Source organism: Amycolatopsis stemonae (assembly GCF_054781455.1).
Genome location: NZ_BAAGUJ010000006.1, coordinates 451,152 through 475,790, shown reverse-complemented (window position 1 = coordinate 475,790; position 24,639 = coordinate 451,152). Strand labels below are relative to the sequence as shown.

The 24,639-nt window shown below is 71.7% G+C and carries 20 protein-coding genes; 7 read left to right on the top strand and 13 right to left on the bottom strand.

Going from position 1 to position 24,639, the window contains the following annotated elements:
• Nucleotides 1-33: 33 nt before the first annotated feature.
• Genes mhpA through ACYVLJ_RS24905 form a run of 4 tightly spaced genes read right to left on the bottom strand, consistent with a single transcriptional unit; the run spans nucleotide 34 to nucleotide 5,546 of the window.
• The gene (gene mhpA, locus ACYVLJ_RS24920) at nucleotides 34-1,554 is read right to left on the bottom strand and encodes a bifunctional 3-(3-hydroxy-phenyl)propionate/3-hydroxycinnamic acid hydroxylase MhpA (RefSeq protein ID WP_460440553.1); all 1,521 of its coding nucleotides are present in this window, start codon (nucleotides 1,552-1,554) and stop codon (nucleotides 34-36) included.
• Nucleotides 1,551-3,431, bottom strand: a complete 1,881-nt coding sequence (locus ACYVLJ_RS24915) for an acyl-CoA synthetase (RefSeq protein ID WP_460440552.1) — start codon at nucleotides 3,429-3,431, stop codon at nucleotides 1,551-1,553. Before ACYVLJ_RS24915 ends, mhpA begins: the two co-directional genes overlap by 4 nt.
• Complete coding sequence (locus tag ACYVLJ_RS24910) at nucleotides 3,428-4,369, bottom strand: fumarylacetoacetate hydrolase family protein (protein WP_460440551.1); 942 nt, start codon at nucleotides 4,367-4,369, stop codon at nucleotides 3,428-3,430. Before ACYVLJ_RS24910 ends, ACYVLJ_RS24915 begins: the two co-directional genes overlap by 4 nt.
• Before the next feature lie 43 nt (nucleotides 4,370-4,412).
• Nucleotides 4,413-5,546, bottom strand: coding sequence for a VOC family protein (locus tag ACYVLJ_RS24905; RefSeq protein ID WP_460440550.1), 1,134 nt, complete (start codon nucleotides 5,544-5,546; stop codon nucleotides 4,413-4,415).
• Nucleotides 5,547-5,685: 139 nt separating this feature from the next.
• Here ACYVLJ_RS24905 and ACYVLJ_RS24900 point away from each other — a divergent pair, with 139 nt between their 5' ends.
• Together ACYVLJ_RS24900 and ACYVLJ_RS24895 are read left to right on the top strand one after the other, a co-directional pair.
• Nucleotides 5,686-6,339 carry a TetR/AcrR family transcriptional regulator gene (locus ACYVLJ_RS24900; protein WP_451983566.1) on the top strand — a complete coding sequence of 218 codons (654 nt, stop codon included), beginning with the start codon at nucleotides 5,686-5,688 and terminating at the stop codon, nucleotides 6,337-6,339.
• Between the two features lie 689 nt (nucleotides 6,340-7,028).
• Nucleotides 7,029-7,361, top strand: coding sequence for a helix-turn-helix domain-containing protein (locus ACYVLJ_RS24895; protein ID WP_451983564.1), 333 nt, complete (start codon nucleotides 7,029-7,031; stop codon nucleotides 7,359-7,361).
• Between the two features lie 213 nt (nucleotides 7,362-7,574).
• On the opposite strand, the gene ACYVLJ_RS24890 is transcribed toward ACYVLJ_RS24895, so the two are convergent.
• The 5 genes from ACYVLJ_RS24890 to ACYVLJ_RS24870 form a co-directional block, all read right to left on the bottom strand.
• The gene (locus tag ACYVLJ_RS24890; RefSeq protein WP_460440549.1) at nucleotides 7,575-7,700 is read right to left on the bottom strand and encodes a hypothetical protein; all 126 of its coding nucleotides are present in this window, start codon (nucleotides 7,698-7,700) and stop codon (nucleotides 7,575-7,577) included.
• Nucleotides 7,701-8,255: 555 nt separating this feature from the next.
• Nucleotides 8,256-9,512: a sodium:proton exchanger gene (locus tag ACYVLJ_RS24885; RefSeq protein ID WP_460440548.1), complete on the bottom strand. Its 1,257-nt coding sequence runs from the start codon at nucleotides 9,510-9,512 to the stop codon at nucleotides 8,256-8,258.
• Nucleotides 9,513-10,280: 768 nt separating this feature from the next.
• Nucleotides 10,281-11,108, bottom strand: coding sequence for an LLM class flavin-dependent oxidoreductase (locus ACYVLJ_RS24880; RefSeq protein ID WP_460440547.1), 828 nt, complete (start codon nucleotides 11,106-11,108; stop codon nucleotides 10,281-10,283).
• 173 nt (nucleotides 11,109-11,281) lie between these two features.
• On the bottom strand, nucleotides 11,282-12,151 hold the full coding sequence (locus tag ACYVLJ_RS24875; RefSeq protein ID WP_460440546.1) for an alpha/beta hydrolase: 870 nt from the start codon (nucleotides 12,149-12,151) through the stop codon (nucleotides 11,282-11,284).
• Complete coding sequence (locus tag ACYVLJ_RS24870; protein ID WP_460440545.1) at nucleotides 12,148-13,374, bottom strand: metal-dependent hydrolase family protein; 1,227 nt, start codon at nucleotides 13,372-13,374, stop codon at nucleotides 12,148-12,150. The genes ACYVLJ_RS24875 and ACYVLJ_RS24870 overlap by 4 nt, the downstream gene beginning before the upstream one ends.
• Nucleotides 13,375-13,459: 85 nt before the next feature.
• Here ACYVLJ_RS24870 and ACYVLJ_RS24865 point away from each other — a divergent pair, with 85 nt between their 5' ends.
• Both ACYVLJ_RS24865 and ACYVLJ_RS24860 read left to right on the top strand, forming a co-directional pair.
• Complete coding sequence (locus ACYVLJ_RS24865; protein ID WP_451983550.1) at nucleotides 13,460-14,032, top strand: TetR/AcrR family transcriptional regulator; 573 nt, start codon at nucleotides 13,460-13,462, stop codon at nucleotides 14,030-14,032.
• A 33-nt stretch (nucleotides 14,033-14,065) separates the two neighbouring features.
• Entirely contained in the window at nucleotides 14,066-15,187 is a 1,122-nt protein-coding gene (locus ACYVLJ_RS24860) for an epoxide hydrolase family protein (protein ID WP_460440544.1), read from the top strand.
• Nucleotides 15,188-15,219: 32 nt separating this feature from the next.
• On the opposite strand, the gene ACYVLJ_RS24855 is transcribed toward ACYVLJ_RS24860, so the two are convergent.
• Nucleotides 15,220-15,780: a TetR/AcrR family transcriptional regulator gene (locus ACYVLJ_RS24855; protein ID WP_460440543.1), complete on the bottom strand. Its 561-nt coding sequence runs from the start codon at nucleotides 15,778-15,780 to the stop codon at nucleotides 15,220-15,222.
• Nucleotides 15,781-15,898: 118 nt separating this feature from the next.
• Between ACYVLJ_RS24855 and ACYVLJ_RS24850 the strand changes: the two genes are divergently transcribed.
• Together ACYVLJ_RS24850 and ACYVLJ_RS24845 are read left to right on the top strand one after the other, a co-directional pair.
• A complete protein-coding gene (locus tag ACYVLJ_RS24850; RefSeq protein WP_460440542.1) occupies nucleotides 15,899-17,065 on the top strand; it encodes an epoxide hydrolase family protein in 1,167 nt (388 codons plus the stop codon).
• A gap of 111 nt (nucleotides 17,066-17,176) precedes the next feature.
• Nucleotides 17,177-18,061, top strand: a complete 885-nt coding sequence (locus ACYVLJ_RS24845) for a dienelactone hydrolase family protein (protein ID WP_460440541.1) — start codon at nucleotides 17,177-17,179, stop codon at nucleotides 18,059-18,061.
• Here the strand turns inward: ACYVLJ_RS24845 and ACYVLJ_RS24840 are convergent, their stop codons facing one another.
• Nucleotides 18,062-20,401 carry an ATP-binding protein gene (locus ACYVLJ_RS24840; protein WP_460440540.1) on the bottom strand — a complete coding sequence of 780 codons (2,340 nt, stop codon included), beginning with the start codon at nucleotides 20,399-20,401 and terminating at the stop codon, nucleotides 18,062-18,064.
• A gap of 160 nt (nucleotides 20,402-20,561) precedes the next feature.
• Between ACYVLJ_RS24840 and ACYVLJ_RS24835 the strand changes: the two genes are divergently transcribed.
• Complete coding sequence (locus ACYVLJ_RS24835) at nucleotides 20,562-21,647, top strand: CdaR family protein (RefSeq protein WP_460440539.1); 1,086 nt, start codon at nucleotides 20,562-20,564, stop codon at nucleotides 21,645-21,647.
• A 997-nt stretch (nucleotides 21,648-22,644) separates the two neighbouring features.
• Here ACYVLJ_RS24835 and ACYVLJ_RS24830 read toward each other — a convergent pair.
• Together ACYVLJ_RS24830 and ACYVLJ_RS24825 are read right to left on the bottom strand one after the other, a co-directional pair.
• Entirely contained in the window at nucleotides 22,645-23,733 is a 1,089-nt protein-coding gene (locus ACYVLJ_RS24830; RefSeq protein ID WP_460440538.1) for an ornithine cyclodeaminase family protein, read from the bottom strand.
• Nucleotides 23,730-24,629 carry an ABC transporter substrate-binding protein gene (locus ACYVLJ_RS24825; RefSeq protein ID WP_460440537.1) on the bottom strand — a complete coding sequence of 300 codons (900 nt, stop codon included), beginning with the start codon at nucleotides 24,627-24,629 and terminating at the stop codon, nucleotides 23,730-23,732. Before ACYVLJ_RS24825 ends, ACYVLJ_RS24830 begins: the two co-directional genes overlap by 4 nt.
• Nucleotides 24,630-24,639: the final 10 nt, after the last annotated feature.

Below are 24,639 nucleotides of genomic sequence, written 5' to 3'. Positions count from 1 at the left end.
GGGCTCGGTGCGGCCGGGTCGAGCTGCTGCGAATCAATCAGCAGGTGCGGTGAGCCGCGGCAGGATCCGGGAAAGGTTGCCGGCCGCGCTCAGCACCGTGCCGTCCGGGCGAACGAGAGCGGCTCCGGCGCGACCGTCCCGGAGCCAGCGGTGCAGCTCGCCGCACGGCCGGGCGGTGACGAGGACCGCACCGCAGTCCTGGAGGACCGCGCGTTCGGCCTCCGACGGACGGTTCGCGGTGACGACCGAGAACCGGCCGCCGGCCACGTCGTCGAAGCGGCTGCCGTCGCCGAGCACGGCGTTGGGGCACAGCCGCCCCGCCAAGGTGCGCCGCAGGCGGGGCCGCACGAGCAGGTTCGACCGGCGCAGCGCGGGCGTCTCGCTGTCGAGGACGTGCCGGGCGACGGTGGGGACGACGGCCAGGCGCGGCGCGACCACCCGGCGGATCAGGTCGCCGAACCGGCCGCCCTCGGTCATGGCCTTGCCGATCAGCACGGCTCGCCGGACCATGGCGCGGGCGTGCGGCTTGCGTTCCGCCTCGTAGGAGTCGAGCGCGCCCACGGGCAGCGTCCCGTCGAGGACGCCCGCGAGTTTCCAGGCGAGGTTGACCGCGTCGCGCAGCCCCGCTCCCATGCCCTGGCCGATGAACGGCGGGGTCAGGTGGGCGGCGTCGCCGAGCAGGAACACCCTCTGCTCGCGCCACCGGTCCGCGACCTGCGCACGAAACGTGTATTCGGCGACGCGGACGATCTCCAGTTCGTCGGCGGGGATGTCCTTGGTCCACGGCGCGATCAGCGGGTGCAGCCGGTCCGGGTGGTGGAAGCCGTCGCCGGTTTCCCCGGGCAGCAGCCGGAATTCCCAGCGGTAGCGGGTTTTTCCGATGCGCATGTAGGTCGCGGCGCGGGCCGGGTCGCAGACCTGGTGCACGCCCTCCCATTCGCCGAGGTCGGCGGTGGTGGCGATGTCGACCACGAGCCAGCGCTGGTCGAACCGGAAGTCGGTCATCCGGGCACCGATCGAGGCCCGGGCGAGACTGTTGGCGCCGTCGCAGCCCAGGACGTAGTCCGCGTGGATCGTCTCGTGCTCGCCGCTGACGCGGTCGGTCACCTCGACCCGCGCGCCGGCCCCGTCCTGCACGATGCCGGTGACGTCGACGTTGCCGCGCAGGGTGACGTGGCCGAGCCCGTCCAGGCCGGTGCGGAGCAGCTGTTCCAGCTCGGGCTGGTCGAACATGTTCGCCTCCGGGTAGCCGTGGCGGCCGGCGCCCGGGGACCGGCGGAACTCCGCCAGCACCCGCCGGTCCGGGCCGAGCAGCCGCAGCCCGTGACCGGGCCGGGAGATGGCGGCGAACTCCCCGGCCAGCCCGAGGGAACCGAGGATGCGGTGCACCTCGTCGTCGAGGTGCACGGCACGGGGCCGGGGGTAGACCGAGTCCCATCGCTCCAGCACCAGGCATTCGACGCCGTACCGGCCGAGCAGCGCCGCCGCGGTCAGCCCGGTCGGGCCCGCCCCGACGATGACGACCGGCACGGTCAGCCCGATCGGGGCGGTCATGAGGTTCCCCGGAACGTCAGACGGCTGGGAACGGTGTAGCGGGCGAGCGTTGCGGCCACCTTCGGTTCGTCCACTTCGGACGGAAGGGTGACGGCGGCGATCACGGTGCCGTCCTCGATCACCGCTTCGACGGTCACTTCGTCGAACGCCACCAGTGCTTCGGTGATCGCGCGGCGGGTGGCGTCGGCGCGCAGGGCGAGTTTGTCCGGCTTGCCGACGTCGGTCACGGGCAGGGTGTCGAGCACGGTGACGGCCTTCGGCGTGGCGGCGCGCTCGGGCACGCGGCCGGTCGCCCAGGCCAGCAGGCCGTCCTCGGTGACGGTGGCGCCGGGCGTGAGGGTCACGTAGGCGACGGGCACTTCCCCGGCGTGGTCGTCGGGACGGCCGACCGCGCCGGCCGCGGTGACGTCGGGGTGGCTCAGGAGGGCGTCCTCGATCATCGCGGGGTCGATGTTGTGGCCGCCGCGGATGATGAGGTCCTTGGCCCGCCCGGTCAGGTGCACGAACCCGTCGCCGTCGAGCCGGGCCAGGTCGCCGGTGTCCAGCCAGCCGTCACGCAGTTTGCCCAGCCCGTCCAGCAGGTACCCGCTCTCGTCCCGGCCGACGACGTAACCGGGGAACACGGTCGGGCCGCTGATGGCCAGCACCCCGGTTTCCCCGTGGCGCAGTTCCTCCCCCGTGCTCGGGTCGGTGACCTTCATCTGCTGGTAGGGCAGGCGTTGGCCGACGGTGCCGGGGCGCGCGGTGCCGGGGAAGCTGCGGGCGCTGGCACAGGTGGCTTCGGTCAGCCCGTAGCCTTCGACCAGGGTGACGCCGGTGTGGGCCTGGAAGCCCGCACGCACGGCGGCGGGCAGCGGTGACGCGCCGACCATGGCGTAGCGGAGGCTGGCGATGTCGGCGTCGACCGGGCACTGCGCGAGCACCGCGTACACGGTCGGTACCGCGCTCATCGCCGCGATCCGGTGGTGTTCGACGATCTTCCAGAACTGCCCGTACAGCGCGGGTTCCCGGTAACCCAGCGGGCCGGCCCACACCGCGTGCTGGCCCTTGAACAGCGGCGCGAGGACACTGACCAGCAGCGCGTTGACGTGGAACAGCGGCAAGGCGGCGAAGATGACCGAGCCGGCGTCGAGCAGTGAGTTGGCGGCGATCATCCACGCGTCGGCGACCTCGTTGGCCTGGGTGTGCGCGGCCAGCTTCGGCGCTCCCGTGGTGCCGCCGGTGTGGAAGAACGCGGCGAGGTCGGCCGCCGAGGGCGGTTCACCGTCGAAACCGGACGCGTCGAACCCGGCCGCGAGGTCGGCGAGGTAGCCCACGCGCACGCCGTCGATGGCCGGCAACGGGGCGGGTTCGCCGGCTGCGCCGGTCGGGCGCAGCACGAGGATCGCGTCCAGCTCCGGCGCGAGCGTCCGTGCGGTGCTCCAGGATTCCGGCGCGAGCTCGGGGCCGGCCGTGATCAGGACGCGGGCGCCGGACAGGCGGAGCAGTTCGGTGAGGTGGGTGCGGGCCAGGCCGCCGTTGAGCGGCGCGGCGATCCCGGCGAGCTGGGCGGCCAGGACCGCCGGGATGAGGTCGGCGCAGTTGGGGGCCATCAGGGCCACCGCGTCCTCGCGCCGGACACCGAGTGCCCGCAGCAGGTTCGCGTAGCGGTGGACGTCGGCGAGCAGCTCGGCGAAACCGCGCCGGACCGGTTCGCGCCACCGGGCGGCTTCGGGCAGCACGGTGGTCGCCGGTCGATCCGGCCACCGCCGGGCGGCCCGCAGGAGCAGCGCGTAGGTCGACTCCGGCAGACCTCGGTCGGCGAGCGGGACGGCCTCGATCGCGGCCAGGTCGGCGGGCTCGGCGTAGCGGGGCCACCAGGGGGCGGTGGTGGTCATCGCTTGTCCCTCACGATCGTGCGCTGGGTGCCCAGGTCGATCGTGCCGTCGTCGGTGGCGACCGTCGCCTCGACGACGTCGCCGTCGGCCAGGTACTTCGGATTTTTGGCCTGGCCGGTGAAGAACAGCTTCCACTTGAGCGCCGGCGGCAGCAGCGCGGCGATCTTCTCCACGATCTTCGGCGGCGCGGACAGGGCGGTTCCGGCGGGGGTGCCGGTCAGCACCAGATCGCCCGGATCGAGCCGCTGGAACCGGGTCAACGCCCGGAGGGCTTCGAGCGGCGGGTAGATCATGTCGCCGCCGACGAGCGCGTCCTGGCGGCGCACACCGTTGACCCACAGGGTCAATCGCAGGTCGGGGAACCGCTCCAGTTCGCCCGCGTCCAGCAGCACCAGCGCGGGCCCGACGGGGGTGAAGGTCGGGTAGGACTTGGCCTCGTAGAACTGGGTCTTGGGGAGCTGGATGTCGCGGGCGGAGACGTCATCGGTGACCACGAGGCCCGCGACGTACTCGTGCAGGGTGTCGGCGCTGATCTCGCTGCCGACCGGGATCTCGCGGCCGATGACCAGCCCGATCTCGACTTCGTGGTCGAGCAGGTTCACGTGCGCCGGTTTCACGACGTCGTCGAACGGGCCGCTGATCGATCCGGACGTCTTGCGGAAGAACGTCAGGGGCACGGTTTCCGGGTCCATTCCGGCGTCCGTGACGTGGGAGGCGAAGTTGGTCATCTGGGCGACGACGCGGCAGGGCGCGGTGACCGGCGAGACCAGGACGAGGTCCTCGACCCGGTCCGTGGCCGGGCCCGCGGCGGCGGCCGTGACCGCCGCCCGGTCGGCGAGCAGTTCGCCGGTGGTCGTGGCCCGGGTGCCGACCTTCGTGGCGTCAGCGCCGTCGGCGACGTACCAGGCGTCGGCGGTGCGCAGGATGGCTGTGCTCACAGGGTTCTCCGTGGGAGGCGTGGTGGGCTGGGTTGTCGTCCGCTCAGGAGCGGGCGACCTTGAGCAGGCCGAGGAAGCGCTGGGCGTCGAATTCGTTGTCTTCGCGCAGCGCCGAGAACACCGCGCGCAGTTCACGCAGCGATTCCTTGCCGGGCTTGACGCCGAGGAAGTCGGCCGTGGCGGGCGGCCCCCACTGGGCCAGGCCGGAGGCGGTCATCGGAGCCCACCCGGGTTCGAGGGTGCTGTCGAACAGGTCGCCGTCGCTGTAGTGCTCGACCATGAAGCCGTCCGGGTCGCGCCAGTAGTCGAAGAGCTGGCTGCCCTGGATGTGCCGTCCGATGCCCCACGAGTGGTGGTAGCCGTGGTCGCGCAGGTATTCCCCGCCGGCGGCCAGCGCGTCGAGGTCGGCGACCTGGTAGGCGGAATGCACGTAGCGGTTCGCCGGGCCGAGGGTGAGCGCCAGCGTGTGGTGGTCGGCCGGGGTGGCGCCGCGGTCGCAGCGGACGAAACTCATCACCGGCCCGCGCCCGCGACGGCCCGGGTGGTACAGGAAGTCGCTGACGATCATCCCCAGGTGCCGCAGGTACCAGTCCAGCGTCTGCCGGTACTTCGTCGTCTGCAGCACGACGTGCCCCAGCCGCTGCACCCGCGCCGGCGCCGAGGGCGGCCGCTGCGTGGCGTTGACCCGCCGGACCTCGTGCCCGAAGTTGAGCACGTGCGGCTCCTGCGGCGAAAGCGCGGGCAGCTCGTGCGTGTCCGAGACGATCCGGACGCGCAGGCCGTTCGGGTCGTCGAGGTCGACGGCGATCCCGCCCAGCGTGTCCGGCAGCGGGGTGACCGGCCGGCCGGTGGATCCGGCGAGCCTCGGCAGGTCGCTGCCGGCGGCAGCGCGGAACGCCGGCCCGACGAACCGCGACCGGGCGCCCTTGCGGACGAGCACGCAGGGCGCACCGGGGTCGGTGCCCCGCAGGTGCAGCTCCTGGGCGCTGCTGAGCGTCGGAACGAACCCGAAGGCGCGGGCGAACACCTCCGCGCGCTCGAGGTTCGGCTTTTCGAACTCCAGCCACGCCACGTCGTGCACCTTGATCACCGGGTTGCGCGCCCGGCCGGGGTGCTCGCCCGCCAGCGCACCGTGCTCGCTGTGCAGACCGGCGTGCGGGTCGTCCAGATCCGGCACGGCTGCTCCCTCCACCTCAGTTGATGACGACATCGTCAGCTACGAGGATCTCATCAGTCAAGAGTTTCTGATGATTTCATCATTTTTGACGAGGCGAGGTACGATGCGATGCCACCGCCAGCGGAAGACAGGAACCCGGATGCCCGACCACGCCCCGAGCCGGCTGGAGCGGCGCAAGGCCCGCACCCGTGCGGCCCTCGTCCGGGCTGCCCAAGCCCTCATCGCCGACGGCAGGACCACCGTGTCGGTATTGGAGATCACCCAAGCCGCGGACGTGGGGCTGGGGTCGTTCTACAACCACTTCGAGACCAAGGAACAGCTGTACCGAGCGGCCGTCGAAGCCGCACTCGAAGCCCACGGCGCCCTGCTCGACGAGCTGACCACGGACCTGGCCGATCCGGCCCGGGTGTTCGCGCAGAGCTTCCGGCTCACCGGACGCCTGCACCGTCGCCACCCCGAACTCAGCAAGGTGCTCCTGCACCACGGGCTCGAACTGGCCACGGCGGACCACGGACTCGCCCCCCGCGCGCGCCGCGACATCGAAGCCGCCGCGCAAGCCGGCCGCTTCACGGTCCGCGACCCCGAACTGACCATGCTGACGGTGGCCGGCGCGGCTCTCGGCCTCGGCCGCCTGCTCCACCACCAGCCCGGCCGCGACGACGCCGAGGCCACCGATCAGGTGACCGAGGACGTGCTGCGGATGCTGGGACTCCCGGCTGCCGAAGCCCGCGAAATGTGCGAACTGCCCCTCCCCGACCTCGACGCATTCGCCGGTTCTCGCACCGCGAGCTGAGCGCGACTCCTCCGCGCTCGGGCGTGACCGGGCTCGTCAGTCCGGCTCGGAGTGATCCAGCCTTCACGACGGCTGCCGGTGCTCGCGCTGGAACCGGTTCAGCTCCGGCGTCACCTTCCCGGCCGCGTGCACGGCCAGAAAATCTATGCTGACTGGAGTAGACATTCGACGGCAGGTGCGTGTAATCTTCTGGTCGTAGCGAGAGAGACAACGTCAAGCAGGCGCGGGAGAGGACGTAACTACCCGCGAGATCAGCAGTGCCAGTAGTTGTTTTCACAAGTGCAGTAGGCAGGACCGGTCAGGTGGCCGGAGCCGATCAGTGAACGGGGCTCCGGGCAGTGACTAGCGGCGTCATCGTGCTGGGACCGATCAGGAGAAGGGTTCCCGCAGTGGCGTTCGCGGCAAGTGAAGTAGCAGTACCCAGTAAGAGAAAACCGGAAAGAAGGGAAAGGGCACATCATTGGATCGCCCGCAGCGGCCAGGTAGCGCCGCGCGGGTGCCGCAGTCCCATCGAGTTCGGAGGTGGTGCTCGGTCACGAATGAGCGATCCCCGCACGGTCCGGTTTCACGCCGGGCGCGGGTGCAGTACACCGGCGGTCGCGCCGGTGGACAATGGTGAAAATTCCCTACCCTTGAGGACCCCGGGTGCCGTGCGCGGCACCCGGGGTCCTTCGTGCCGCGGAGGCCACATGATCCCTGACCAAGAAGGACCGGCCACGCCCAGCGCGGCCGACAAGTTCGACGACGAGCACTACCCCGCCTACACCATGGGCCGGGCCGCCGACCTGCTCGGCGCCACGCAAGGATTTCTGCGCAGCCTCGACGAAGCCGGGCTGATCACCCCGCAACGGTCCGCCGGCGGGCACCGCCGCTACTCCCGCCACCAGCTGCGCATCGCGGCGCGAGTACGGGAACTGGTCGACCAAGGCACCGCCATCGACGCCGCGTGCCGCATCATTTCCCTCGAAGACCAGCTGCACGAAGCCCGGCAACAGAATTCCCGTCCCCACCACGCAGACTGACACCATGGGTGTACCGCTCTCACCGGCGGTACACCCATGAACAGCGTCGACGTCCACCGGCTCGGCTACGGCGCCGGCTCCCGTCGGCTCGGAGGCGGTGTCGGCGCGACAACTGGGCGCCTGCCTGGAGGAGGTCGCCGTTCGTGGAACGGCATGCCGACGTAGCGCGTGTCGCGGCTGACCGCCTGGTTCGGCCCAGCGTCGGCCCAGGCATCAGGCCGCCGGCGCGCCGATGAGCTGGCCGACGCCGAAGGTGACCGCGACCGCCAGCCCGCCGAGCACGAGCTGGCGAAGCCCGGACCGCAGGAGCGGCCGGCCGGTGAGCTTGCCGACCGTCATCCCACCGGCCAGCAACCCGGACGGCAGGTCGTGGGGATCGACGCCGAGCTCTTCGCGCGCGTGTGCAGGCGCAGGGCCTGTTCCGGGTCGCGGGCGACCGCTTCGGCCATGGTCGAAGCGGTCCGCCGGTCAGCACGATCGTGTGCGACGCAACCCCGCCACCGCCGACCCCGGCGATCAGGGAGGCATTGGTGACCAGCCCGCCCCGGTCCCCGGCCTCGAGGAGCGTGAGGCCGGGTCACGTTGAGACATCACAGGCCGATTCTTGCCGAGGGCGCCGTGTGTCTCGCGCGCCGGGCGGGCCGCTCAGTTCGCCTGAGCGTCTCAGTGTCCACACTGGCCTTGGCCTGGCTGTAGACGACGAACAACAGGCTCACCGGCATCTGCGGGAGTGCGGTGAGCAGCGCCGGCGGCAGCGCGTCGCGCAACTCCTGCAGGAACGTGCGCCCGGCTTCTTCGTCGCTCGGCGTGTCTGCGGCCCCGGCGTCGTGCGGCTCGGTGGCGGTCGCGACGGTGGTCGCCCGGACATGGCTCGGAAGGGGTGTTCGGCTCCTGTCAGCGGCCGGCCGCGCCGGCGGTTTCCGAGCTGACGGACGGGCGCTCACCGTCCTCGCGGCCGTCGGGTGTGCGGCGGAAGGGCGCTGCCAGCGTCGGCAGGATGTGGCGTCGATTGCGCAGCAGAGCGGCCAGCGCGATCGCCGCGTAGATCGCGGACAGGACGTATCGGGCAGTTTGCCCGGGAAACGCGAACTGCACCGCGAACAAACCGAGCAACGTCCACGCGGCCCAGCGGGGGAACCGCAGAGCCAGCAGCGCCGCGACGCCGAGCAGGGTTTGCGCAGCGGTGAGGAGGAACTCCTCGACCTGGCGCCCGTCCAGGTGCAGGGCGGCGCCTCCGCCGCCGGCCAGGTAGGCGATCGGGAGACTGCCGACGAGCAGGGTCCACTGGTTGACCTTGCTGGAGATCAGGGTGCCGATGGCGTCGTCGCCCTTGCCGCGGAGTGCGAACAGGATCGCCACGATGAACTCGGGTGCTTCCGAGGCCAGCGGAGCCAGCCACTGCACCAGCAGGAACCGGTCGATGCCCAGCTGGGTGCCGGCGGCGATCAGGTTGTGCGCGAACGGCTCGGCGCAGGCGAGGATGACCGCCGCGGCGAACACGAACAGTGTCACGACCAGGATCCGGCGGGACCGCTGGGGCAGGGCACCGATCGTCGCGGCTGGGCCGACCAGGTGCGGCTCCTCCGCCTCGGCGCGGGAGACCTTCCACAGGTAGAACGCGAAGAACCCGAGTAGCGCGAAGCCCAGCAGCAGCGGGATCTGCCCGATCGCGGGAATCACGAAGGCGACAACCGAAGCGATGGCGAGGAAGCCGAGTTCGACGCGGTAGGGCGAGTCCAGGGTCAGCTCGCGCACCGTCCTGCCGGTGCGCTTCTTCGCGATCGCCAGGCCGACGAGCACCACCAGCGACCAGCCCAGGCCGAGCAGCAACCGGTTGGAGCCGGTCATGTTGGCCGCGGCGTAGGCGACGTACTCGGGGTTCGACCCGGCGGTGTAAGCGAAGTACAGGTCCACCGCGTACTCGGGCAGCACGGCGATGACGGCGAGGATCGCGATCGCCAGCCCGCCGGAGATGTCGACCTGCGCGGCCTCGGCGGCCCAGGCCAGGACGAACGACGCGGCCACCACGGCCATGCCGAACAGCAGCAACCCGAGCACCGGGCTCAGCTCGGCTCCGGTGACCCGGAGCGCGACAGCCGGGACGACGAGGGCCACGCAGAGCCCGATCGGGCGCAGCAACTTGGCGAGCACGGAGTGGTTCCTTCCTGGACGCGCGCACGCCCCGCCGCGACGTCCAGGAGCCCCGGCCAGGCATGATCAACCGGCCGAAGGTCTTGCCCACCCACGTGGAGTGGGTGCCACCGCCGGAGAGCCGGGCTCTCGGTGTGTCGACAGTGGACTCGCGGGCTACTCCCCTTCGGAACAACCACACCGTGACCGCCGAGATCGAGTTACCGCAACCGTTGATCAAGATCTTCGAATCCCGAATGTCCGTTTTCGGCGGATCCACGGCGCGGTTTCGGCAGGGCGAACCGTCAACGCCCGCGAACCTCAATCCCGCACCCTGCCGGGCGAGTTCCCGGGCGGCGATCCACAGAATCGCTTCGATGCCGTGCTCGGACTACGGTGCGGGTAGTCGCCGCGGCCTTGCGTGGCTGTATGGCAGATCACTCGACTGGGTGCCGACGCTCGAAGCCGAAGCCAACTCCGCTGCCCTCGCCCCAGGCACTACGCCCCCTACCTTCGCATTACTACTAGACACAATCGCCGACGCGCTCCCCGCGCCCTGAGCAATCACTTGACCTGCCCTTATCGACCTGCCGGGTGACCGCGAAACGTTGAGACGGCCCGCTGGAGACCCGTAGTGTGACTCGGCGACTACGGGGACGGAACATGGGATTCCGGACAGTGCCGGACGCGGTCGATTCCCGCGACTACGGCACCGGCGCCCGGATCCTCCTCAAAGCGCGAACGGCTGGCCACTCGGGCCCACCGGAACTCCACGCACTCTGTGACGTCTCACCGTCCGGCCAGCTCGGCGACCACCGGTGCGAGAGCGCCGGCGACGTGCGCGCCGAACACGAAGTAGGAGAACCCGATCTCCTCGCGCCGTCGCAGGATCTCCTCGGCAGCGGCAGCAGGATCGGTGGGCAGGTAGGCCAGTGAGTCCGCCGCTCGGACCGCGGCGGGGTCGGTGTCGGGTCCGGCCATGAACGCGGCGACCGAGTCGCCGATCACGGGGACGTGCGACGCCAGTTCCGCACCGCGGGGGTTGTCGAAGCGCTGGACCCGTTGCGTCGTCGCGGCCCGCGTCTCGATCTGCGGCGTCACGAAGGTCACCGTGTCGGCGACTTCGGCGGCCAGCGCCTGCGCCTTCGGGCCGGCCACGGCCATGACGACCGGAGTGTGCCGGTCCGGGCCGTCGAGCTCGCGCAGGGCCGCGACGACCTCGCGCACCTGGCTCGGCCGCCGGTCCGCCGGGATGACCGGCAGGCCCAGTTCCCGGAGCTGGCCGGCGAGCCCGGGCCGGCCGGTGCCGATGCCCATCTCGAACCGGCCGTCGGTCAGCACGGACAGCGAGTGCGCCTCCCACGCGGTGATCCACGCGGGCCGGACCGGGGACGCGTACACCCAGGTGCCCACCCGCAGGCCGGTGATCGTCGCCGCCACGGCGAGCGCCGGGCCCGGCGCCGGCTGCCACTGCGGCACATCGGGCAGCAAGATCGTCGAGTACCCACTGTCAGCGAGCCCACGCAACTGGTCGCGCCAGGCAGGCAGGTCGGCGGTGATCGGCGCGACGGCCCCGAACCGCAACGGCCTGTTCCGGCGTGTCGAGTTTCCCGTCATGGTGAGGCCCCTTCCCCGCGGTCCGGCCTGGCGCCGGGCTTCACATCATCTACGAACGGGCCGCGGGGGATCCGACAGACCACGACGAGCAATCCGGCGCGCTGTCTGCGTCACCGCCGACGCCGGTGGACCGGGGTGCCGACCGGGCACGCCGTGAGAACGGCCGCCGGCGTTCAGCGTGAGTGGCAGGTCTTCAGGTAACTCAGGAACGAGGCCTGAAGCCCGGTCAGGTGTGTCTCGTGCATCATCGCGCTCGAGACGTCTCGCGACCGTCCTTTGCCGTGCAGGTGCTCCACGACCGCAAGTGCGTTGCGGGCCAGTTCGCGGTAGACCGGGACGGCTCCCAATAGTTCGGCTTCGTTCAGCGTGACGTGCAGCCGGCGCGCGGGCGAGTCTTCGCGGGGCGCCGGCAGGGTTTCTACCAGGCCGAAAACCTGGCTGTCCGCAACCACGACACCGGGACTCCCGGCACCGAAGGTCGCGAACGGAACCGCTTCGCGCAGCCATGCGTAGAGGGCGAAAAGACCGCCGTAGGAGTAGCCGAAGAGGCCGTGCCCGGACTCGCTGATCCGGAAGCGTGACCGCAGGTGCGGGTGCAGCTCGTCGGTCAGGAAGCCGAGGAAGGTGTCCGCGTGGGTGTCCGCCAGCTCGGCGAGGTAGGCGTCCATGTACTCCTGGGTCATCACGCCCGATTCGCGTGCCGCCGCGAGGGTCGCCACCATCTGGTCGCTGACCGGCTCCCCCGGCGGCACGAGATCGCGGTTGCGGAGCCGAGCCCAGTCGGCGGCCTCCTCACCGGCGTAGCCGACGCTCACCTGGATGTACGGGGCGATGCTCAGGTAGGGGTCCGCCTGGGTGACGATGAGGGGCGCGGTGAGGCCGACGGCCCAGTTGCCGTCCACCACGTAGATCAGCGGCAACGGGTCCGCGGATTCCGCGTAGCCAGGGGGTGTGGTGACCCAGGCGCCGTAGCGGTGTCCCGACCGCGCCGTGATTTCGAGGTACTCCGTGTCCGCGAAGCAGCCGTGCAGCATTCCGCTCATCGAGCTTTTCCTTTCACGATCCGGCCGTCCTTCACCACGAGGACGGCCATCTCCGGATCTGCGAACACCTTCGCGTCCCGCAGGGGATCCCGTTGCCACGCGACCAGATCGGCCCGCTTCCCGACGTCGATCGTCCCGGTGGTCTCGCCCAGACCGACGATGTCGGCGTTGACACTGGTGGCCGACACCAGCGCTTGCATGGGTGACTCCAGTTCGGCGCGAAGGCGAAGCTCGTCACCTCGGCGCCGCTGGTCCGGCCCGATGAGGTCCGAGCCCAGGCCGATTCTCACCCCCGCGGCCCGGGCGAACCCGAGCGCCGAGGCCATGCGCTGCCGGACGCCGGCGACGCGGTTCCGCGTCGCCGGATCCAAGTCCATGCTCTCGGTGTCCATGAGCTGCTCGACCACGGCGAAGGTGGGCACCAGCGCCACGTCGTGCTCCCGCATCAACCGGGCCGTCGGCTCGTCGATCCCGGTGCCGTGCTCCACGCAGCGGACGCCGGCCAGCACCGCGTTGCGGATGCCCGCGTCGTTGTGCGCGTGCACCGTGACGTAGGTGCCGCGCGCCGCCGCTTCTTCCACCGCCACGGCGATCTCTTCGGGGGTGAACTGGGTGTCGGCGAGGCGGTCGTGTCCCCCGACGACACCGCCGGTGACGCACAGCTTCACGAACGTCGCGCCCCGGCGGAACGACTCGCGGACGTTGCGCCGCAGCTCGTCGGCGTTGCCCGACATCAGCGACAAGGCGCAGAGCCCGGGGATGTGGTGCGTGGTCCACAGCTCGGTCGGTTCCCACGCGGCGCCGTAGTAGCCGTGGCCGCCGGTCTGGCACTGCACGGGTCCGCACGCAAGGACCCGCGGCCCCCGCACCTTGCCGTGCGCGATGACGTCGACGACTCCGGCGTCGATGCCGCCGGTGTCGCGCACCGTCGTGAAACCCGCGTCGAGCGTGTGGCCCGCGGTGGCGAAGATGTCGGCCGCGAGTTCGGCGGCCGAGAGCTGGAACCCGAACTGCGCTCGGATCGGGCTCGAGAGGCCCAGGTGGACGTGGGCGTCGATCAGTCCCGGGGTGAGGAGCATGCCGTCGAGGTCGACCGTCGTCGCCCCGGGCGGCGCCGGTCCGATCGCGGTGATGATGCCGTCCGTCACGCACACGTCGGCCGCGGACGGGTCGCCACCCGATCCGTCCGCGACCACGCCGCCGGCGAACCAAATGTCGGTCAACAAGCCTCCCGCCGCGTCCTAAACACTGGTGAATTCGATGTGCGGTAACGTACTCAACAGTGGTGAACTCGTCAAGGGAGGCAGCGTGAGATCGCCGGTCGGAGAAGGACGAGAACGCCTGCTGCAGGCCTTGTTCGACGAATTCGGCGAGGGCGGCCCCGCCCCGAACCTGTCGATGCGCCAGGTCGCGGAGCGGCTCGGCGTGCACCACACGCTGCTGACCTACCATTTCGGATCACGGCCGGGTCTCCTGGGCGCCGTGCTTTCGGAAGCCCGCCGCCGCGACAACCGTGTCATCGCCGCGGCCGACGACGAACCCGGGTTCGTGCCCCTGTGCCGGATCATCTGGAACTTCTATGCGAACGCCGCACACGACGACCGAACCCGGGCCTTTTTCCGCCTGGCCGGACTCGCCGTCTACGAACCGGACGCGTTTCAGGAATTCATCGCCGACCTCGACGATCTGGCACGCCTCCTCGAAGCGGCGGCTCTGCGCGAGGGGGCCACGACGGCGGACGCGAAGCAGCGAAGCGTCATCGCTGTCGCAGGCATGCGAGGACTGCTGCTGCAGCGGTTGCTGACCCCGGCCGCCGAGGTCGACGCGGCGGCCGAACACTTCTTCACCTCCTTGGCGGCGCCTCCCGCGCGAGGCCGGTGACCGCTCGCCCCCTCCGACGAAAGGAGCCCCGCCATGGCCGCCGAGCCGTTCGAGGTCAGCGTCACCGAAGCGGAGATCGCGGACCTGCGTGACCGGTTGCGACGGACGCGGTGGCCCGAGCCCGAGCCGGTGGACGACTGGTCGCAGGGCATTCCGCTGGCCTACACGCAGGAGCTCTGCCGCAGCTGGGCCGAGGACTACGACTTCGGGTTCGCCGGCCGGCTGAACGCCTTCCCGCAGTACCGGGACGTGATCGACGGGCTGGGCATCCACTTCCTGCACGTCCGCTCGCCCGAGCCGGACGCGTTCCCGCTCGTGCTCACGCACGGGTGGCCGGGCTCGGTCCTCGAGTTCCTGGACGTCCTCGGCCCGCTGACCGACCCGCGCGCGCACGACGGGGACCCGGCGGACGCGTTCCACGTCGTCGCGCCGTCGTTGCCCGGGTACGGCTGGAGTGACAAGCCGTCGACGACCGGGTGGGGCCTCCGGCGCATCGCGCGGGCCTGGGACACGTTGATGGTCTCGCTGGGATACCACCGGTACGGCGCGCAGGGCGGCGACTGGGGTTCGGCCGTGTCCGGCACGCTGGGCGAGGTGGCGCCCGAGCGCGTCGCTGCCGTGCACCTGAACCTGGCGTCCGTGGCGGCGGGCACGTTCGACGACCCGACACCCGCGGAGCTGGCGAACCTCGAGGCCGAGAAGGAGATGCGACGCACCGGCCGGGGGTACTCGGCCATCCAGTCGAGCCGGCCGCAGACGCTCGGCTACGGCCTCACCGACTCCCCGGCGGGCCAGGCGGCCTGGATCGCCGAGAAGTTCTGGGCCTGGACCGACAACACCGGCCACCCCGAGGACGCGTTGACACGACAGAAGATCCTCGACGAGATCTCGGTCTACTGGTTCACCGCGTCGGCCACGTCATCGGCGCGCCTGTACTGGGAGAGCTTCGCGAACTTCCGGGACAAGGTCACCGCACCGGCCGGCCTGTCGATCTACCCCCGCGACATCACCCGCCCCTCGCGTCGCGAGGCCGAGCTGCGGTTCAGCGACCTGCGCTGGTTCGAAGAAATGCCCCGGGGCGGCCATTTCGCCGCACTGGAGCAGCCGGATTCATTGGCGGAGCAGGTACGCGGGTTCTTCCGCCTCTTCCGCTGACCGCCCGCCACCACCGGGGAGCCGCGGACCGGTCAGGACCGGTCGCCCACGAGAGCGATTGCGCGCGCCTCGGGAACGCCCAGCATCAGCAGGGTCGTGATCGTCGCCGCCCGCGCACCGGGTGACACGTCGCTGTCCGCGATGGCGAACACGACGCCGTAGGCGATCTGGCTCAGCACGCCCGCCGGCAGGTGCCGCGCGAACACGCCGTCGTCCTGGCCGCGGTGCACGAGGTCGGCGAGGAGGTCATCGACCGGCCCGAGCAGGCCGTGGATCTCCTCGCCGTACTCGCCGCGCCGCAGCGCCAGCAGCACCCGGTACCGGTGCGCCACCGGCCAGACGCGGGCGATGAACTCGACCCACGCCGTGTCCGCGTCCGCGCCGGAGGCGGAGATCTCGGTGAGCACCGCGGTCATCTCGGCGACGGCCCGTTCCGTGAGGGTCCGGATCAGCTCGAGGCGTGCGGGGAAATGGCCGTAGACCGTGCGGCGGACGACCCCGGCGGCGACGGCGATGTCACCCATCCCGGCGTCGGGGTTCTCCCCCAGCACGTCGAGGGCGACGTCGAGGATGCGGTCGCGTGTCTCGTTCATCGAGCGCACGCGGGACGACTCGGCAGGCACCGCTTCATTGTTGCACACGGGTGTGCAACGACGTAGGCTGCACACCAGTGTGCAACGAAGGCGCGAAACCGGGGAAAGAGAGAAAGCCATGACCACACCGACCGACACCCTCGTCCGCCCGTTTACCGTCTCGATCCCGGACGCGGAGATCGACGACCTGAAGCAGCGGCTGGCCAGAACCCGGTGGCCGGACCCGGAAACGGTGGGCGACTGGTCGCAAGGAGTGCGCGTGGCGAACGCCCGAGCTCTCGTCGGCTACTGGGAGCGCGGCTACGACTGGCGGCGCTTCGAGTCCGAACTCAACCGCTTCCCCCAGTTCCTGACCGAGATCGACGGGCTGGACATCCACTTCCTGCACGTCAGGTCCGAGAACCCCGGCGCGATGCCGCTGCTGCTCACCCACGGCTGGCCCGGCTCGAACGCCGACTTCCTGAAGCTGGTCGGCCCGCTGACCGACCCCGTTCCGTTCGGGGGAGACGCCGCCGACTCGTTCGACGTCGTCGTCCCGTCGCTGCCCGGGTTCGGGTTCTCCGACAAGCCCGCGAAAACCGGCTGGGACGTATCGCGCATCGCGAGCGCGTGGGTGGAGCTGATGACGCGTCTCGGCTACCCGAGCTGGGCCGCCCAGGGCGGCGACTGGGGTGCCGTCGTCACCACCGCCCTCGGTGCCATGCGCCCCGAGGGCCTTCTCGGAATCCACCTGAACACCCAGTACGCCTTTCCCGCGCAGATACCCGACACGGTGTCACCCGAACAGCGCCACGCCGTCGAGACCCTCGCCCGCTACACCGGCGATCTCGGAGGGTCGAACCACCTTCAGGGCACGAAGCCGGAGACTGTCGGATTCGCCCTGGCGGACTCCCCCGCCGGTCAGGCGGCCTGGATCTACGAGAAGTTCCAGTCCAAGACCGACAACCGCGGGCTCGCCGAGGACGCCCTCGCCGTGGACGACATGCTCGACGTGATATCCCTCTTCTGGTTCACCAACAGCGCGGCGTCGTCCGGCCGCATCTACTGGGAGAACAAAGGGGCCACGTTCGCCGGCCCGAAGCTGGCGCTTCCGGTCGCGGTGACCACCTTCCCGCGGGACATCCCGCGCCTGCCCCGAAGCTGGATCGAAGATACCTACAGCACGCTCATCCACTTCGGCGAAGCCGACGAAGGCGGGCACTTCGCGGCCCTGGAACAGCCCGGGATCCTGGTCCGCGAAATCCGCACCGGCCTGCGCCCCCTCCGGCGCCGCGCGGCCGGGTGACGGATTTCTCGACCCCCCTATACGTGGTTTCCCCGACGCGGGATCGCCGACGCCGTCGCTATACCTGGGTCCTCCCGTGCTCGGCGGGAGATTCCCGAGAGGACATTCGCGATGACGCGGAAACCACGATGGGCACCACTGATCGCCGGCGCCCTGACCGCTGTTCTCCTCGCCGCTTCGGGCCCGAGCCCGGCGTCGGCGTCGGCGGCTTTCACCGGAGACAACCCGTACGCGCGAGGACCGGCCCCGACCCGGGCCTCCGTCGAAGCCGAGCGCGGCCCCTTCGCGATCAGCACGGAAAAGGTCGGCGCCGGGCAGGGGTTCGGCGGCGGCACGATCTCCTACCCGACCGACACCGGCCAGGGCACGTTCGGTGCCGTGGCGGTCGCGCCGGGGTTCCTCGAGTCCGAAGCCGCGGTCGCCTGGTACGGCCCGCGGCTCGCCTCGCAGGGCTTCGTCGTCATCACGATCGCCACCACCAGCGTGTGGGACACGCCGGACGCGCGCTCCGAAGAACTGCTCGCGGCCCTGCGCTACGTCACGGATTCGAGCCAGGTCAAGGACCGGGTCGACCGCACCCGGCTGGCCGTGATGGGCCATTCGATGGGCGGCGGCGGAACCCTGATCGCCGCGCGGAAGGCGCCCACGCTCAAGGCCGCGATCCCGCTGGCCGGCTGGAGCCCGAACACGACGTTCTCCGACCTGAGCGTGCCGACGTTCGTCGTGAGCGCCCAGAACGACCTCATCGCCCCGGACGGGACGTTCTCGCGGCCGTTCTACCAAAGCCTGCCGTCCTCTTTGGACAAAGCGTACCTGCTGCTCGCCGGCGTCGGGCACCTGGCGCCGACCAAGCCGAACCCGACGATCGCGGAGTACAGCATCTCCTGGCTGAAGCGGTTCGTCGACGAGGACACCCGGTACGAGCAGTTCCTCTGCCCGCTGCCCACGGGCGATCCGGCCATCGCGGCCTACCGGGGCACCTGCCCGCTGGGCTGATCACCGCCGGCCGGATCCGGGTCCCGTCCGGGCGACGAGCTGCTCGTTGACCCACACGGCGACCTGGGTCCGGTTCCCCAGGTCCAGCTTGGTGAGGATGTGCTGGAGGTGGGTTTCCGCGGTCCGCTGGGCGATGACCAGGCGGACGGCGATCTCCCGGTTGCTCAGCCCGGTCGCGACCAGCCGGGCGATCTCCGACTCGCGCCGGGTCAGCGGCGGCAGCACCGCGCAGCCGGTGGCTTCCTCGGGCTCCGCCGCTCCCGGGGCCGCCGCGGGGGCCAGGATGTCGTGCGGGTTCCACCGCCGTCCCTCGGTGAACGCGTGCTCGAACCGCGCTTCGCCGAGCGCGGCGCGGGTGGCCGCGAGCAGCTGCCGGTGCGCCAGCGACACGGCGATGTCCGGCTCCGCGCCGCACCGGTCCCACAACGTCGCCGCCGCGCCGAACAACCTCGCCGCGGCCGCCCAGTCCTCCCGGCGGGCCGACGCCCACGCCAGCCCGTCCACCCGGTACGCCGCCGACAGCACGTCGGGGCCCCGCAGGTCGATCTCCAGCGCGTCGCGCATCGCCCGTTCGCCGGCGTCGAGGTCACCGCCGAAGAAGATCTCGACCGTGCCCAGCCCGAACAGGGCCATGGACCGGTAGGACTCGTCCATCGCCGACGCACACCGCCGCAACATCTCCTCGAGCAGGTGCCGGGCGCCGGGCAGATCGCCGCGGTAGGCCGTGGCCACCGCCTGGATGAACATCGGGTGCAGGGTCTGCCGGAGCGCACCGCGCTCGTCGAAGATCCGCACGGCTTCGGCGGCGTTCTCCAGCGCGTGCGGCTCGACCGCGAGCAACGCCACGAACGCCCGTGCGTGGCGGATGTAGGGCACGGCGTGCTCGTCGCCGGCGGCTTCGGCGAGCTCCAGCCGCTGCCTGGCTCCGTCCAGATCCGCGTGCAGGGCGGCACACAGGGCCGCCCGCGCCTGCGCCGTCGCCCGCCCCGGGGCGTCCTCGGCGGCGACGGCGAGCGCGCGGTCGAGCCACTCCCGGACCTCCCACGCGGCGCCGCGGGCCAGCCAGTACTCGATCACGCCGCCCGCCATCCGCAGCGCCACCGCGGCCTCGCCGGGGTCGCGCACTGACCACGACAGCGCCGCCCGGACGTCCGCGTGCCGTTCGGTCAGCCGGGCGAACCAGTCGTCGCGCCGGGGACCGAACCAGTCGGCGTCGGCTTGCTCGAGCAGCCGTGCGTGGTGGTCGCGATGCCTCCGGGCGACCGCCTCGGCGGTCCCGGTGGCGGCCAGCCGCTCCTGACCGAATTCGCGCAGCGCCTCCAGCATCCGGTAGCGGACACCGGCCTGCCCTTCGACGCGCAGCAGCACGGACTTGTCGACCAGGCCGTCCACCGCGTCCAGCACCGCGAAGCCGCCGAGCCCCGGGATCGCGCAGACCTCCTCCGCGGCAGGCAGGTCGAAGGCGCCCGCGAACACCGAACAGCAGTCCCAGACCGCACGCTCGGCGTCCGTGCACAGCGCGTGGCTCCACTCGATCGTGGCCCGCAAGCTGCGGTGGCGCTCCGGCAGCGACCTCGCCCCGGTGGTCAGCAGCGCCAGGCTGCGGCTCGTCCGGTCGGCGATCTGCCCGGGTGAGAGCGCGCGGATGCGGGCGGCGGCCAGCTCCACGGCCAGCGGCAGGCCGTCCAGCTGCCGGCACAACCCCACCACGGCCGCCACGTCGTCCTCGGCGAACCGGAACGACGGCAGCACTTCCGCCGCCCGGTCGACGAAGAGCCGCACCGCGTCGTAGCCGATCGCGGCGTCGACGGTCCTGACGTTCTCCGGCGGAACGGCCAGGGGCGCGACCGGCGTGATCCGCTCCCCCGCCACCCCCAGCGAACACCGGCTGGTCGCCAGGACCACCAGGTCCGGGCACTGCCGCAGCAGGACGTCGGCCAGCTCGGCGCAGTCGGCGACGAGGTGTTCGCAGTTGTCCAGCACCAGGAGGGCCCGCCGGTCGCGCAGGTGGGCCAGGAGGGTGTCCAGCCCGGTCCGGGCGGCCGTGTCGTGCAGCCCGAGGCAGTCGGCCAGGGTGCGGGTCACCAGGCTGCCGTCGCGCAGCCCGGCCAGGCCGGCCGTGGCCACGCCGCCGGGGAAAGCCCTGGTCACCGAGCTGGCCACCCGGCCGGCGAGCCGGGTTTTGCCCACGCCGCCGGGTCCGGTCAGCGTGACCAGCCGGGCCTCGCCGAGCAGGCGCCGCACCCGGGCTTCGTCCTCGATGCGGCCCACGTAACTCGTCAGGTCCCGTCGCGTGGCCGCGCCGCCGTCATCCCTCACCTGCCGTGCCTCCGGCCCCATCTTGATCGGTCGCGGCGCCGGTGTCCATGTGGCCCAGCGCCGGTGCGCCGACCGGACGGCGGCTACGTAGCCCGGATACGTCTTTTCATCGACGCGGACTGCGGACCCGGCCGACCAGACTCGACGCGCCAGCGATGCCCGCCCGCTCCGGAGGTCGACGATGACCGTCCCCCAGCCCCTCGCCGACGGCGCCGCGGCCGTGATCGCCCGCGCGGTCGTCGCCGGTGTCCGGCACGCGGTTCCCGAGCACGCCGCGTTCTTCGACGCGAGCGCCACGGATTTCGTGGCCGCGCTGCTGAGCGGCTGCCGGCCGGTCCCGCTCGGCATCGCCACCGGCGCGGACGCCTTCCGCCGCGCCGGCGTCGCGGAGCACGCGGCCGGCGGCGAGCCCGACCGCCTCGCCCGCGCGTACCAGGCCGGCGGCCGGTGCGCGCTGCCGATCCTGGCCGAGCTGGGCCGCCGGGGGCAGCCCGGTGTCGTCGCCACCGGGGTGGACGCGGTGCTGCGGTGCGTCGAGGTCCTGATCCGCCTCTCCACCGAGGCGTTCCGGGCCGCGCACCCGCCGTCGGTCGCCGAGCTGCGCCGGGAGCTGCTGCACGAGCTGGTGGCCGGGCGGCCGTGGACCGGGCTGGCGACGCGCGCGAGGTGGCACCCACCGGATCGTGTGGTGGCCGTCGTCGTGGCGCCCGGCACCCGCGTCGCGCAGCCGGATTCCGCGGTGCTCGCCGACCTCGTCGCCGAGCAGCCGTACCTGCTGGTGCCGGAGAAGACCGACCTGGCGCGGCTGCTGGGCCGCGGTCCGGCCGCGACCGGACCGGCCGTCACCCCCGCCGAAGCGGCCACTTCACTGCATTGGGCCCGGCGAGCGTGGGACCTGCGCGGCGGCGGCCTGCTCCCCCGCGACGGCCTCATCCGCTGGTCCGATCACCTGGTCACCCACTGGCTGCTCGCCGACGAGCTGCTGACCGGCGTGCTCGCCGCGCGGAGTCTGGAGCCGCTGTCCACCGTGTCCGGCACCCAGCGCGGCAAGCTCGCCGAAACCCTCGACGCGGTGCTCGACGCCCGCGGCGGCGCCCCCGAAGTCGCGGCGCGGCTGGGCATCCACCCGCAGACCGCGCGCAATCGCCTCCACCGGCTGCGCGCCCTGTTCGGACCGCGCCTGGACGAGCCCGGAGAACGCCTCAACCTCCGCATCGCCTTGCGCGCCGAGCGGGTCATGGCCGGTCGTGGCGCGCGAACCCCTTGACCTGGGTTTCCCGGTTGGGTTCGCCGTTCAGGTCGGGTCCACGGTGTGGTGTGCGCCCAGCGGTCTCGGCCTCGACGGACCTTTGCCGATCCGTGCTGCCGGGTCAGCCGCGTCCGATTCCAGGGGGCGCCTTCGAAGTAGCCGAGGTAGCGGGTGGCGGTCTCGGTGCCGGCCCAGTGGATCCGGACGACGGGCTCACGGGATGGCGTCGCCGCATCCGGTGACCACCCCGCAACGGGCGCACTTGCGGTGGTTTGCGGCGCGCAGGCTGACAGTCAGGCCCTCATCTTCGCCCAGCCGGCTGTTCATCCGAGCTCCGGTGACGCCGGTTGGCCGAGATCGTGCACCACCTCAGCCGGCCACTCGCGCCGGCGCGGGTCGACGCGCAGGACGGGACAGCGGATGCAGGCGTGTTCGTGTTCGGCATGGACCGGGCACGGGCCGAAGAGCCGTGGACCCGCCGCCGGCCATCGTGCCGCCGCGACGGAGTCACGACCGGGTGAACTCCGGCGCGCGTTCGAGGGACGACGCTGCTGGGCGTTGCGGATGCGTTGCCGGTCAACGGTAGAAGAGGCCGGTCGGTGCCCGGGGCGGCTCGGCAGGGTCGGGGGGCCGGCGTCCCGCCGACCTCCCGGGCACCGGCGTCACCCATCTCGGTGATCTGCGGTCCGGGCCGTCATTTCGAGCGCGGCCCCACCTCTTGTCCAAGTGCTGAGGTGATTGGTCCGGCACGCCCCCCGACCGTCCTGATCACGGCAGCGTGGCTAGGCGGCAGAACGCCCCCCGTTTGCCGCCTAGCCCTGCATTCCTGGCCAGACGCTCCCGGCCTCGCCGCGGCCAAGGCCGAAAACCATCGGGCAGGGAGCGGCGCCGGGGTATCGCCGAGCGGGGCGAGCAGGCCGCCGTCACCCGATGCCCGTGGATGCGTGTACCTGACGGCAGGAGACAAGCTCTACGGTCTGCAGGACCGATCCGGGCTGGGTCGTGTCCGGCGACCTCACTGTCGATTGAGTCCTGTCGTGGTGGCGCACGGCGTGGGTGAGCGATGTGCCGGTGGGCTGACGTTCTCCACGGACGTCGCTCGATACTCCGGCGAGGTGAGGGTCGGTCGGAACCGGGTTTCGACGGAGCCGGCTTGCAGGGCCAGTGCGGCGAAGGCGAGGTCCTGCAGAGCGATACCGATCGAGTTGAACAACGTGATCTGGTCGCGTTCGGTCCGGCCGGGCGTCAGCCCGGCCAGCACCGCCCCCAGCTCCTGCCGGAAATCGTCTTCTGTCGTCGTGCCGTCCTGCACCGACAGCACGGCTTCGCCCGACTTCTGCAGCTGGACGGCGGCGCTGTCGGCGAAGACCGTCGCGCGGGCCATTCCCGCGGAGTCGATCTCGCGGTGGTCGGGCCGGGGTGGCGCGCCGACGGCGTTGACGTGCAGCCCCGGCCGGAACCACGCGCCCTCGACAACGGGCACGCGTGACGGTGTCAGGGTGCAGAGCACGTCGGCCGCTTCGACCACCCGGCGCGGTTCAAGGGCGGTGGTCACGTCGAGGGCCGGCACGCCGTCAGCGTGTTCCCGGCGCCGCAGCGCGCGACGGAACTCGGCGACGCGGGCGGCCGAGCGAGACCACACGACGACTTCGCCGATCGCCCGAACGGCGCGGATCGCGGCGACGTGCTCGACGGCGAGCGGTCCGGCGCCGACGAGACCGAGGACCCGCGAATCGGTGCGGGACAGGGCATCCGTGGCCACGGCGCTGGCGGCGGCCGTCCGCATCCGGGTGCCGGTCCCGCCGTTCATGACGGCCAGCCGGGTGCCGGTCCGGGCGTCCAGCACGACCAGGGTGGACTGCTGGACGGGGACGTCGGAGTTGCCGGGCGCGTCGGTGAGGACCTTGACGACGGTCAGCCCGAGGCGGTGGGAGGTCGCCACCATCGGCAGCACGATGGTGGCGCCCGCCGTGGGGCTGATCGCCGGGACCGGCTGTTCGGCCCGCCCGAGGGCGAGGTCGGTGTGCGCGGCGCGGACGGCGTCGATCAGGTCGCCGAGGTCGACGAGTTCGGCCAGGGCGTCGTCGCGGAGCACAAAGGTCACCGGTAGGCCTTCGTGAAGCTGTCGTCGGCCAGTTCGTCGTAGGCGGGGATTCGCGTGAGCATGGCGCTTTCGGCGAGCATCCGCATCCAGCGGTCGCTGCCCGCGGGGTCGATCGCGACGGTCTCCCAGACCGCGCTGTCGGTCATCTGCCGGGTGGCCTCGCGCAGGATCCCGAGGTCCTTGCCCGGCCAGCGCGCGGCGAGGATCCCGTCGATCGTCGCGGCCGGGGTGGCGGGAAGGCGCGTCATCGCCGCGTCGATGCAGGCGACGAAACGGGTGAAGCGATCGCGCAGCTCTTCGACTCGGTCGGTACGGCAGTAGTAGACGCTGTTGGGCATGACCCCGCCCTCGTCGAGATTGCGGAACACGATCCGCCCCTGGCCGGTGGCTTCGAGTTCGAGCGCCGAGACCAGGTCCAGGATGATCGCGTCGCCGAGCCCGCTGCCGAACAGCTCGACCAGCATCGGGGTCGAGAGGTCCCGGACGAACGTGACGTCGCCGGGGTCGGCGCCCGCCTCCCGGATCAGCCCGGCGGTGACCGCGTAAGGCGCGCTGCCCCCGATGCCGGGTGCGAGGACCACCTTTCCGGCGAGGTCGCCCAGGGCGAAGGTATCCGGGGCGCCGCGGTGCACGATCGCTTTGGGCGCTTGGTGGTTGAGCTGGCAGACCACGGTCAGCGCGCGGGTGCTGCCGGCGTACATGCCGGGCACCCAGAGCCCGCCGAGCGCTAGGTCGGCGTCGCCGGAGGCGAGGTCGTCCAGGACACCGGTCCACGGGTCGCACGCGCGGGCAGTCACCGACAGACCCGCGTCGTGAAACAGGCCGGTCGTGTCGGCGAGGTACTCGGGCAGGTAGTTGAGACCGTTGGCGGTCGCGGAGATGCGCAGGGTTTCCAAGGGATCCTCC

What these genes read in the sequence shown, in the direction of transcription:
- ACYVLJ_RS24880 (WP_460440547.1), bottom strand. Translation starts at nt 11,108, where the DNA reads ATGACGGGAAACTCGACACGCCGGAACAGGCCGTTGCGGTTCGGGGCC.
- mhpA (WP_460440553.1), bottom strand. Translation starts at nt 1,554, where the DNA reads ATGACCGCCCCGATCGGGCTGACCGTGCCGGTCGTCATCGTCGGGGCG.
- ACYVLJ_RS24875 (WP_460440546.1), bottom strand. Translation starts at nt 12,151, where the DNA reads ATGAGCGGAATGCTGCACGGCTGCTTCGCGGACACGGAGTACCTCGAA.
- ACYVLJ_RS24835 (WP_460440539.1), top strand. Translation starts at nt 20,562, where the DNA reads ATGACCGTCCCCCAGCCCCTCGCCGACGGCGCCGCGGCCGTGATCGCC.
- ACYVLJ_RS24840 (WP_460440540.1), bottom strand. Translation starts at nt 20,401, where the DNA reads ATGGGGCCGGAGGCACGGCAGGTGAGGGATGACGGCGGCGCGGCCACG.
- ACYVLJ_RS24845 (WP_460440541.1), top strand. Translation starts at nt 17,177, where the DNA reads ATGACGCGGAAACCACGATGGGCACCACTGATCGCCGGCGCCCTGACC.
- ACYVLJ_RS24850 (WP_460440542.1), top strand. Translation starts at nt 15,899, where the DNA reads ATGACCACACCGACCGACACCCTCGTCCGCCCGTTTACCGTCTCGATC.
- ACYVLJ_RS24895 (WP_451983564.1), top strand. Translation starts at nt 7,029, where the DNA reads ATGATCCCTGACCAAGAAGGACCGGCCACGCCCAGCGCGGCCGACAAG.
- ACYVLJ_RS24860 (WP_460440544.1), top strand. Translation starts at nt 14,066, where the DNA reads ATGGCCGCCGAGCCGTTCGAGGTCAGCGTCACCGAAGCGGAGATCGCG.
- ACYVLJ_RS24855 (WP_460440543.1), bottom strand. Translation starts at nt 15,780, where the DNA reads ATGAACGAGACACGCGACCGCATCCTCGACGTCGCCCTCGACGTGCTG.
- ACYVLJ_RS24890 (WP_460440549.1), bottom strand. Translation starts at nt 7,700, where the DNA reads ATGACGGTCGGCAAGCTCACCGGCCGGCCGCTCCTGCGGTCCGGGCTT.
- ACYVLJ_RS24915 (WP_460440552.1), bottom strand. Translation starts at nt 3,431, where the DNA reads ATGACCACCACCGCCCCCTGGTGGCCCCGCTACGCCGAGCCCGCCGAC.
- ACYVLJ_RS24900 (WP_451983566.1), top strand. Translation starts at nt 5,686, where the DNA reads ATGCCCGACCACGCCCCGAGCCGGCTGGAGCGGCGCAAGGCCCGCACC.